The 1,710-nt window shown below is 71.5% G+C and carries 3 protein-coding genes; 2 read left to right on the top strand and 1 reads right to left on the bottom strand.

The features are described from left to right. Positions 1–516 (bottom strand): histidine phosphotransferase family protein (locus PMI01_RS22625; RefSeq protein WP_007674757.1); only part of this gene is annotated, 516 nt, incomplete at its 3' end. 94 nt (positions 517–610) lie between these two features. On the opposite strand from PMI01_RS22625, the gene PMI01_RS22620 reads away from it, so the two are divergent. Together PMI01_RS22620 and cysQ are read left to right on the top strand one after the other, a co-directional pair. After that, positions 611–799, top strand: a complete 189-nt coding sequence (locus tag PMI01_RS22620) for a DUF3553 domain-containing protein (protein ID WP_085954905.1) — start codon at positions 611–613, stop codon at positions 797–799. Continuing rightward, a complete protein-coding gene (gene cysQ, locus PMI01_RS22615) occupies positions 800–1,576 on the top strand; it encodes a 3'(2'),5'-bisphosphate nucleotidase CysQ (protein WP_007674745.1) in 777 nt (258 codons plus the stop codon). Positions 1,577–1,710: the final 134 nt, after the last annotated feature.

Below are 1,710 nucleotides of genomic sequence, written 5' to 3'. Positions count from 1 at the left end.
GGGGGGGGGGGGGGGGGGGGGCCCCGCCGAATCGGCGGTGATCGCCACCCGGCCATCGGCGACCACGGCCTTCAGCGTCGCCACGCCGCCGGCCGGCAGAGCGCTGGCGGCCAGCTGGGCGATGTTGAGGATGGCGCGGGCGCTGGCCTTGTTCATCACCGACGGGGCGATGTCCCAGACCATGGTCGGCCGCACATGGGCGAACACGCCCTGGGCCAGCTTTTCCAGTTCGCGGGAGTCGAAGTTCTCGGCCGACGCCGACGCGCCGAAGGCGACCCTGGTGAACTGCAGGAGGTCGGCCAGCTTGCGGGCGCTGGACGAGATCAGGCTCATGGCGTCTTCGCGCATGTCCTGGGCGCTGGGGTCTTCCAGCAGGTCGAGGCCCGAGACGATGGCGCTGGCCGGGCTGATGAAGTCATGACAGAGCCGCGCGGCCACCAGGGCGGCGAAGTCGGGGCCGTTCACGTCCAGCTCGGGGGCGGTAAGAACGGGGGCGGAGGCGTCAGCGTCGGTCATGGCGCGATCTTTGGCGTGATTTGACGGTTTGGCAAACGGCGCCGGGGGGCGAACGGGGCTGGCGAGCGCGGGACGGGTCGCCTATCAGGGGCGGATCATGGATCCGTTTCTCGAGCCCGGCGTCCTCGTGCGCCATCCCGACCAGCCCGACTGGGGCCTGGGCCAGGTGCAATCGGTGATCGGCCATCGCGTGACCGTCAATTTCGAGGACGCCGGCAAGCAGACGGTCGACGCCACGCGCGTCACCCTGGTCTTCGTCGGCGACGACCCCAGGGGGACCTAGATGAGCGATACGAACCTGGCCGATATGGGCCGCGACCTGGCGGCGATCGTCGAGGCGGCCTCGCAGGTCATCCTGCCGTTCTGGCGCACCGAGCTGGACGTGGTCCGCAAGGCCGACGAGAGCCCGGTGACCGAGGCCGACCGGGCCGGCGAGCGGCTGATCCTGGCCCGGCTGGCCGAGCGCTTCCCCGAGATTCCGGCGATTTCCGAGGAGCACGCCAGCGAGTTCGGCACGCCCGACGCCATCGGCCCGCGGTTCTTCCTGGTCGATCCGGTGGACGGCACCAAGGCCTTCGTGCGCGGCGATCCCAACTTCACGGTCAATATCGGCCTGATCGACCACGGCGTCCCGGTGGCCGGCGCGATCTGCGCCCCCGCCACCGGCGAGGTGTGGTTCACGACCGCTGACGGCGTGCTCAAGCGCGAAGCGCCCGGCGGCGCCGAGACGGCGGTCCAGGCCCGGCCGTGGCCGCAAGGCCGGGCCCTGGCCCTGGTCAGCCACACCATGAAGGAGGAGCGGGCGGCCGAACTGGCGGCGGAATACGGCTTCGACCTGCGGGCCCCGATGGACAGCTCGATCAAGCTGGTGCGCATCGCCGAGGGCGCGGCCGACATCTATCCGCGCCACGGTCCGACCATGGAATGGGACACCGCCGCCGGCCACGCCATCCTGACCGCCGCCGGTGGCCGGTTCACCGCCCCGGACGGCGCGGCGTTCACCTACGGCAAGGCCGACCAGGGCTTCCGCAACGGCTGGTTCGTGGCGCGCGGGGCCTAGGCCGGCGGCGCACTTTCTTCGCGGCCGTCTTCCCCCGGAGGGGGAAGAGCCTCGAACTCCGCCCCCTCGCCGCGACAGACCGCGTAGCGGTCAGGTGGGGGCAAGCGGGTGTGATCCCACGCCATCGGCTGTGA

Source organism: Caulobacter sp. AP07 (assembly GCF_000281955.1).
GTDB lineage: Bacteria > Pseudomonadota > Alphaproteobacteria > Caulobacterales > Caulobacteraceae > Caulobacter.
This window is presented reverse-complemented; position numbering and strand designations above follow the sequence as displayed.

Excerpts from the sequence above, each read along its gene's own strand:
- cysQ (WP_007674745.1), top strand. The coding sequence starts at position 800 with ATGAGCGATACGAACCTGGCCGATATGGGCCGCGACCTGGCGGCGATC.